This is a genomic window from Belliella alkalica (genome assembly GCF_022549785.1).
Lineage (GTDB): Bacteria > Bacteroidota > Bacteroidia > Cytophagales > Cyclobacteriaceae > Belliella > Belliella alkalica.
Genome location: NZ_JAKZGO010000012.1, coordinates 121826 through 130754, shown reverse-complemented (window position 1 = coordinate 130754; position 8929 = coordinate 121826). Strand labels below are relative to the sequence as shown.

At 39.3% G+C, this 8929-nt stretch carries 4 protein-coding genes; 3 read left to right on the top strand and 1 reads right to left on the bottom strand.

The window, feature by feature from the left end; all coding sequences use genetic code 11:
- The coding region (locus MM213_RS14545; RefSeq protein ID WP_241413389.1) for a TonB-dependent receptor plug domain-containing protein at positions 1 to 1585 on the top strand (1585 nt) is incomplete at its 5' end.
- Between the two features lie 13 nt (positions 1586 to 1598).
- Positions 1599 to 3062, top strand: coding sequence for a hypothetical protein (locus MM213_RS14540; RefSeq protein WP_241413388.1), 1464 nt, complete (start codon positions 1599 to 1601; stop codon positions 3060 to 3062).
- A gap of 498 nt (positions 3063 to 3560) precedes the next feature.
- Here MM213_RS14540 and MM213_RS14535 read toward each other — a convergent pair whose 3' ends face one another.
- Positions 3561 to 4853: an acetyl-CoA hydrolase/transferase family protein gene (locus MM213_RS14535; protein WP_241413383.1), complete on the bottom strand. Its 1293-nt coding sequence runs from the start codon at positions 4851 to 4853 to the stop codon at positions 3561 to 3563.
- 435 nt (positions 4854 to 5288) lie between these two features.
- On the opposite strand from MM213_RS14535, the gene MM213_RS14530 reads away from it, so the two are divergent.
- Entirely contained in the window at positions 5289 to 8669 is a 3381-nt protein-coding gene (locus tag MM213_RS14530) for a methylmalonyl-CoA mutase family protein (RefSeq protein ID WP_241413382.1), read from the top strand.
- Positions 8670 to 8929: the final 260 nt, after the last annotated feature.

The window sequence follows — 8929 nt, the reverse complement described above, 5'->3', positions numbered from 1 at the left end:
AAAAGGCGATAACTATTTCATTAGAGGTTATACGACCATAGAAAATTCAGGAGATTCATACATTGCAGACTTGACAGGTGTGGCTATCAATGACAGATGGAAAAATAACACACAGTGGTTTGGTGAGTATGGATTGAATTATTTAGGAGCACTTGCTGCGGCAGGATTCAATCCAGGGGCCGGACAAGCACCTTCACCGGCAATGATGGCGGGCGCCCATCAATTTGCAAGAGGTCAAGCGGATGTAGGAAGACTGTTGCCAGGCACACCAGAGTTTGAAGCGGCAAAATCTGCCGTTAGGTCTGAAGTGATACCAAGAGGTTCGTTATTTGATGATCAATCTAGAATGAACATGGTTGAAGGTCAGTATGATTTCAAAAACGAAATTGACTTTATGAATCTTCAAGTTGGAGCTTCTTATAGGGTTTATGATTTGAGGTCAAACGGAACCATCTTCGCAGACGTTGAGGGAAATGATATCACAATTCAAGAAATCGGTGCCTTTGCACAAGGGTCAAAATCTGTTTTTGATGATAAATTGAAATTGACAGGTTCATTGAGATATGATAAAAACGAAAATTTCCAAGGACAACTGAACCCAAGAATTTCAGGTGTTTACAGTCAGGGAAATAGCAATTTCAGAGCATCTTACCAGACAGGATTTAGAAATCCAACTACACAAGGTCAGCATATTGATCTGAATGTCGTTTCTGCAAGATTGATAGGTGGTTTGCCTTTTTATAGAGACAAGTATGATATTTTCAACAATGCATATTCTCTAGCCTCAGTGAACAATTATGTTGCTGCAGTTGGTTCTGGAATGTCACCAGTAGACCCAAGAGCAACTGGATTGCTAGAACAAGTGACTTCATTGCCAGAGCTTAGACCAGAAAAAGTTCAGTCTATTGAGGTTGGTTATAAAAGTTTGCTGGCAAGCAATAGATTGATGATTGATTTTGCATATTACTACAACATTTATAATGATTTCATCACTCAAACCTCTGTAAGAAAAGCTCCAGGGCCAATATTCCCAGGTGCTATGCCAAATACAGATCAGGGAGCGATCAATGCGATTAATGCTCCTACATTGTTGACTCCAATCACCATTCCAGGTCAAGAAAATACTTTCCAGACTTACACAAACATCGTTGATGAAGAAGTTAGAGCTCATGGAGCTGCTATTGGCCTTACCTATAATTTGCCAGGTAACTTTACACTTGGAGGTAATTACAACTTCAACAGATTGATTTCTAACATTGGTGAGGATTTCTTGAATGATTTCAATACACCGGAGCACAAGACAAATGTAACTTTTGGTAATAGAAAACTTACTGATAAAATTGGTTTTGGCTTGACTTACAGATATCAAAGCGCATTTAGATGGGAGTCAACTTTTGCACAAGGTGACGTGCCAGAAATCCACACTTTTGATGCTCAAGTAAGTTACAGATTGAAGGACTTGAAATCTATTGTGAAATTGGGAGGATCCAATATTTTCAATAATAGAAATATCCAGAACTTTGGAGGTCCTACAATAGGAGCTATCTACTATGTATCCATCACATTTGATGAGTTGTTAAACTAATAAATCGGCAAAAATGAAAATTATCAATAAATTAATATTTCTATTGGTATTGGGCTCTTTTGCAGCCTGTACTTATGAATTTCCAGAGCCGCAGATAGAACAACCAACATCAGGCTCTGCGGATTTTACGAAAATCGTATCAGTTGGAAACTCTCTTACAGCGGGGTTCATGGATGGCGCTCTATACAACAGAGGTCAGCAAAATTCTTTTGCAGTTATGCTCGCGAATCAAACCAGAGATTTAGGAGGAGGAGATTTTAATGTTCCTGAAATAAATTCTGCAAATGGTTTTTTCCAAATGGGCCCACAAGGACCACTGGGTAGATTAATCCTAACTGTAAATCCTCAAACTGGAGCAGCAGGTCCAGCACCAATTGGAGCGGGGGATTTGCCTGGTAACTTCACAGGAAACAAAGCCAATTTGAATAATTTTGGTGTTCCTGGAATTACTCTGGGAACAGCTCTTACACCACTTACTGGAGGGCCTAATTCTCCTGCCAATCCAGCATTCAATAGAATGTATGAGCGTTTTGCTTCCAATCCTGGCACTTCTACAGTAATTGGAGATGCAGCAGCAGCTTTGGCAAATGGTGGTACATTCTTTACTTTCTGGTTGGGAAATAACGATGTCCTAGGTTACGCTACTGGAGGAGCTTCGAATCCAGCAATCCTCACTTCAAATGCTGATTTTCAACAAAGATTGGGATTGGCTTTGGGAGCCTTGTTGCAAGCTAGTCCAAATGCTAAAGGGGCTGTAGCAAATATTCCTAGTCTAGCTGTATTGCCATATTTCAATCTTGTTCCGTGGAATGCACTTCCTTTGACTCAAGCACAAGCTGACCAAGCAAATCAAGGCTATGCGCTTTACAATGGTGGTCTAGGTCAAGCAAGAGCTGCAGGGTTGATTACTGCTGAGGAAGAAGAGAATAGAAGAATTCAATTTCAAGCAGGCCAAAATGCATTTGTAATGGAAGATGAGTCTCTTACAAATTTGGGAGCACTGGGATTACCTTCAATCAGACAAAGTAAACCAACAGACAGAGCTACTTTGCCACTTTCTCAAGCATTAGGTCAGCCTGTAGGTGGAAATCCAGCTTTGTTAAGAGGTATAAGTTTTCCAGTTGAAGATCAATTTGTTTTGATTCCACAAGAACAGGATGAGATTAGAGACAAAATTGTAGCATTCAATGGTTTCATCAATGCTGCCGTTCAAGCAAATGCTGAAAGGTTGGTATTGGTCGATGTAAATGACCTTTTGAACAGAGTTTTGGCTGGATCAGTAAGTTCAGGAGGTGTTGGTTTGACAGCTAGTATTGTTCCTCCAAATGGTGGATTCTCTTTGGATGGTGTACACCCTAATGCAAGGGCACATGCTTTTGTAGCAAATCACTTTATCAATGCCATCAATGGCAAATGGGGATCAAATATCCCATTGGTAAATCCAAATGAATTTATCGGAAATGATTTACCAAGGTAATTTTCCTTAAAACAACATATTATTTAAAAAAAAAACCACCCAACCAGGGTGGTTTTTTGATTCTCTAGTAGGACAGTCGAATTTTAAAACCACATAGACACATAGGGGCACATATTTTTTTCACTCTCGTAAATCCTATGTTTTCTATGTTCCTATGTGGTTATAATTTTTTCTCAAATAGGACAGTCGAATTTTAAAACCACATAGACACATAGGGACACATAGTTTTTTCACTCTCGTAAATCCTATGTTTTCTATGTTCCTATGTGGTTATAATTTTTTCTCAAATAGGACAGTCGAATTTTAAAACCACATAGACACATAGGGGCACATATTTTTTTCACTCTCGTAAATCCTATGTTTTCTATGTTCCTATGTGGTTATAATTTTTTCTCTAATTGGACAGTCGAATTATTTTAAAACCACATAGACACGTAGGGACACATAGTTTTTTTACTCTTGTAAATCCTATGTTTTTATGTGGTACAATGAATTTGATTATCTAGTAGGGTAAACGAAGCTACCAAATCTTTCGATAATTGCTCTTTCCAATGATTCCCTATGATCTGGATGGGCAATATTCATCAGTTCATAAGCTCTTTGTCTCAGGTTTTTCCCATAGAGATAAGCCACCCCAAACTCCGTCACCACGTAGTGCATGTGCGCTCTAGTAGTGACAACTCCGGCGCCTTGTTTTAAAAATGGAACAATCTTGCTGTCACCTCTTCTAGTAGCTGCTGATAATGCCATAATCGGTTTTCCACCTTCTGAAAGCGCTGCTCCCCGCATAAAATCCATTTGTCCCCCAACACCGGAATAGTGATAGCTTCCGATCGAATCTGCACAAACTTGTCCAGTCAAATCCAACTCCAAACAACTATTGATAGACACTACTTTTGGGTTTTTTCTGATCACCGCTGTATCATTGACATATGCTGCCTCATGGAAAGAGAATACAGGGTTGTCATGGATTCTTTTATACATCTCTTTGGTTCCTATGGCAAATGAGGAAACGATTTTTCCCGGATGTTTCTTTTTGTAAGAATTGGTAATCGCTCCCGAGTCAAGCAATTCAATCACACCATTCGAAAACATTTCTGTATGGATACCCAAATCTTTATGACCTTTCAATCGACTCAAAACAGCATCTGGAATTGCCCCAATCCCCATTTGTAAAGTAGCCCTGTCTTCGATCAATTCTGCAATATAAGAGCCGATTTTAAGCTCATTTTCTCCGATTTTATTTCCATAGTTTACCTCAGGAAGATCTTCGTCCACAGCCACGGCAGCAGCAAACCTGCTGATATGGATATGTCCATCACCATGCGTTCTCGGCATTTGTTTGTTAATTTGAGCAATGATCAATTTTGCAGTTTCTATAGCAGGCTTGGCCACATCTACAGAGACACCTAGAGAGCAAAATCCATGTTCATCTGGCTCAGAGACATTGAGAATAGCCACATCAATCGGTAAAATGTCATTTCTAAAAAGTCTTCCAATTTCACTTAGAAAAATAGGTACATAGCCACCCTGCTCACTGTTCACTGCCTGACGCACATTTTCGGAAACAAAAAGTGAATTCATGTAAAAGCTTCCGATACAATCAGGTGAAGCGAGAGGCATTTCTCCCAAAGTGGAAATAGAAACAATCTCCACATCTTTCAATTCATTCTTTCTTGCTGCTAGGGCATGAAGTAAATGAGTAGGTGTCGCGGCACTGCCATGGATAAATACTCTTTGGTGACTTTTGATATGCTTGACAGCTTCTGCTGCACTTGTATAGTTTGTCATGATTATCAATATTTATGTTGAGTCGTTGTTTTTTGAGTTATTGGCAAATTGCAGAAATCTATATAACCTAGTTTAAAACTAGGAGTTTACATGATATGTAGTTCTACAAAATTAATTTCCTTACTTCTCTTACAGATGACAAAGTAAACGGACTTTTAGTTGCTAAAGGATGACATAAATCAGTTAATTTCCTGATTTGGTTTTGGATTTGCTAGCTAGTGATTATTTTGATTTCGACCCTTAATTTTCAACCAATTATAAGTATGGATATTTTTGAAGGACAAAATCAGAATAATATTTCGAAATGCTCTTTGAATTGTTCTTCTCGAATCTTCCTTTTTTCTTATATTCGCAAGTAAGATTAAACAATCGAATCTAAAGAAAGCTTTTAGAATCAACATTATTTGATTCTACGATTATAAACCCAATTCATACATGTCAGTTATCACAGAAATTTACAAACCCAAAAATCATATCCGAATTGTTACAGCAGCTTCTCTCTTTGATGGTCACGATGCAGCGATCAATATCATGCGGAGAATTATCCAATCCACTGGATGTGAGGTGATTCATTTGGGACACAATAGGTTTGTTTTAGAAATTGTAGATTGTGCCATTCAAGAGGATGTGCAAGCTATAGCCATTACTTCCTACCAAGGAGGCCATGTGGAATTTTTCAAATACATGTATGATTTGTTGAAGGAAAAAGGTGCAGGTCATATCAAGATTTTTGGTGGGGGTGGGGGGACTATCCTTCCTGAAGAAATCAAAGAACTTCATGAATACGGGATTTCGAGAATCTATTCGCCTGATGATGGACGATCTCTAGGACTACAGGGAATGATCAATGATCTTATCAAAAAATCAGATTTCCCTTTGGGAAAAGATCATAGAGGTAGTAATTCATTGGACAAAGATCAGAAGCAAGAACTTGCCAAATTGATCTCTGCTGCGGAAAATTTCCCAGAAGAAAGCAAAGAGGTTTTGGAAGAAGTCAGAAAACTGTCCTCAAAAAGCAAAACACCAGTTCTTGGAATCACGGGTACAGGTGGAGCGGGGAAATCTTCTTTAGTAGATGAGCTGGTAAGGAGGTTTTTGATTGATTTCAAAGATAAAAATATTGCAATCATATCAGTAGATCCATCCAAAAGGAAAACTGGAGGGGCTCTTTTGGGTGATAGAATCCGTATGAATGCCATTCATCATCCCAATGTCTATATGCGTTCTCTTGCTACGAGACAATCCAATTTGGCATTGTCGAAATATGTCCAAGATGCAGTAGATATAGTAAAGGCAGCAAATTTTGATCTGATAATTTTGGAGACTTCCGGGATTGGACAGTCTGATACCGAAATCATCGAGCATTCAGACATGTCTCTCTATGTGATGACGCCGGAATATGGTGCGGCCACACAATTGGAGAAAATCGACATGCTCGATTTTGCAGATATAATTGCTTTGAACAAATTTGATAAAAGAGGAGCTCAAGACGCTCTACGAGATGTCAAAAAGCAATATAAACGCAATCACAACCTGTGGGAAATAGCAGATGAAGATATTCCTGTATTTGGGACAATAGCTTCGCAGTTCAACGACCCGGGAATGAACAGTCTTTACAAGGCAATTATCCATACTTTGGTAGAAAAAACAGGTGTGGATTTACAAACTACTTTTGAGGTGACAGGAGAGATGTCAGAGAAGATTTTTATCATTCCTCCTGCTAGAACAAGATACCTTTCAGAGATTTCTGAGAACAATAGGAATTACGGGAAATGGGCAGAAGAGCAAAAAGAAGTCGCTCAAAAACTGTTCAGCATCAAAAAATCCATTGAAGCGATTTCTTCTACGACGATTGAGGACAAAGACAGGTTAATCAAAGAGCTCGATGAAGTATATGCCCATGTAGAACTTGAGCTAGATCCGAAGAACAAAAAATGGCTCGAAGAGTGGCCTGAAAAAGCACAAAAGTACAGAGATGAATACTATGTGTTCAAAGTAAGGGACAAAGAAATCAAAGTAAAAACCCACACGGTTTCATTGTCTGGCAATAATATTCCAAAAATTTCCCTTCCAAGATATGAAGCTTGGGGTGATTTGCTGAAGTGGGGATTGACAGAGAATGTACCGGGTGAATTCCCGTACACTTCAGGAGTTTTTCCATTCAAAAGAGAAGGCGAAGATCCTACGAGAATGTTTGCCGGTGAAGGAGGTCCAGAACGTACCAATAAACGATTTCATTATGTTTCCAAAGGTCTGCCAGCTAAGCGTCTTTCTACTGCTTTTGACTCGGTGACCTTATATGGAGAAGATCCTGATTATAGACCTGATATTTATGGTAAAATCGGGAATTCCGGAGTCAATATCTGTTGCTTGGATGATGCAAAAAAACTTTACTCGGGTTTCAATCTTGCTGATCCAATGACATCAGTTTCCATGACTATCAATGGTCCTGCAGCTACGATGACAGCCTTTTTTATGAATGCAGCGATCGATCAGCAATGTGAAATTTATATCAAAGCCAATGGCTTGGAAGAAGAAGTACAAGCAAAAATAGATTCTATTTATCAAGATAAAGGGCTTACAAGGCCTCAGTACCATGGCCAAATTCCAGAAGGAAATGATGGTTTGGGTTTGATGCTGTTGGGTGTAACAGGTGATGAAGTGCTTCCTGCTGATGTCTATGCCCAGATCAAAGCAGATACTGTAGCGAAAGTAAGAGGGACTGTTCAGGCGGATATTTTGAAGGAAGATCAAGCACAGAATACTTGTATCTTTTCCACTGAGTTTTCATTGAGGCTGATGGGGGATGTTCAACAATATTTTATTGACAAAAATATCCGTAATTTCTATTCAGTATCCATTTCGGGATATCATATAGCAGAAGCTGGAGCAAATCCAATCACACAGTTGGCATTAACACTCTCCAATGGTTTTACATACGTGGAATACTATGTTTCCAGGGGGATGGATATCAATAAGTTTGCGCCTAACCTTTCATTTTTCTTCTCAAATGGTATAGATCCTGAATACGCTGTGATTGGGAGAGTTGCTAGAAGGATTTGGGCAAAAGCTATGAAGCTCAAGTACGCTGCGAATGAACGATCTCAAATGTTGAAATACCATATACAGACTTCTGGTAGATCACTTCATGCCCAAGAGATAGATTTTAACGATATTAGAACTACACTTCAGGCGCTTTATGCAATTTATGACAATTGTAATTCACTCCATACCAATGCTTATGATGAAGCCATTACTACACCAACGGAAGCTTCAGTGAGAAGAGCCATGGCGATACAGTTGATCATCAACAAAGAGTTAGGTCTAGCCAAAAATGAAAACCCTCTTCAGGGTGCTTTTATAATTGAAGAATTGACAGACTTGGTAGAAGAGGCTGTTTATACAGAGTTTGACAGAATTACCGAGCGTGGAGGTGTGCTGGGCGCTATGGAGACAATGTATCAGCGTGGCAAAATCCAAGAAGAGAGTTTGCACTACGAGATGTTGAAACATACTGGTGAATACCCAATCATTGGAGTAAATACATTCCTTTCATCAGAAGGTTCGCCAACAGTCACTCCAGGGGAAGTCATCAGAGCAAATGTGGAAGAAAAAGAAGCCCAGATAGAGACACTTCAAAATTTACATAAAAGGAATGATTCCATTTCTGGAGAATGGTTGAGTAAACTTCAGGAAGCTGCTGTCCGCAATGAAAACATCTTCGAAAATCTAATGGATGCAGCCAAGTATTGTTCACTTGGACAAATCACTAGGGCACTCTATGAAGTCGGAGGTCAGTATCGAAGGAATATGTAGGAAGTGAGAGAAAGATGCGAGAGACAAGAGATAAGAGGTGAGATTCAAGACGTGACTAAGTCACCTCTCTCCCGAAAGCATTCGGGAGAAGCTTGTCCCGCAGAATTGCGGGAAGGTCTCGTCCCTATTTGAAACTGGAAAGTTAAAATTGAAGTTGGGGTGTGAAATTCAGTATGAGATTTTTCCCCGTAATTCTACGGGGCAGGCTCCTTTAGTCGAAATGACTTGCCTATAAAACGAGAGGTTAAGTATAAAAAAAG

Bases quoted from the DNA above. Each gene is read 5' to 3' on its own strand.
- MM213_RS14535 (WP_241413383.1), bottom strand. From the start codon at position 4,853: ATGACAAACTATACAAGTGCAGCAGAAGCTGTCAAGCATATCAAAAGT.
- MM213_RS14530 (WP_241413382.1), top strand. From the start codon at position 5,289: ATGTCAGTTATCACAGAAATTTACAAACCCAAAAATCATATCCGAATT.
- MM213_RS14540 (WP_241413388.1), top strand. From the start codon at position 1,599: ATGAAAATTATCAATAAATTAATATTTCTATTGGTATTGGGCTCTTTT.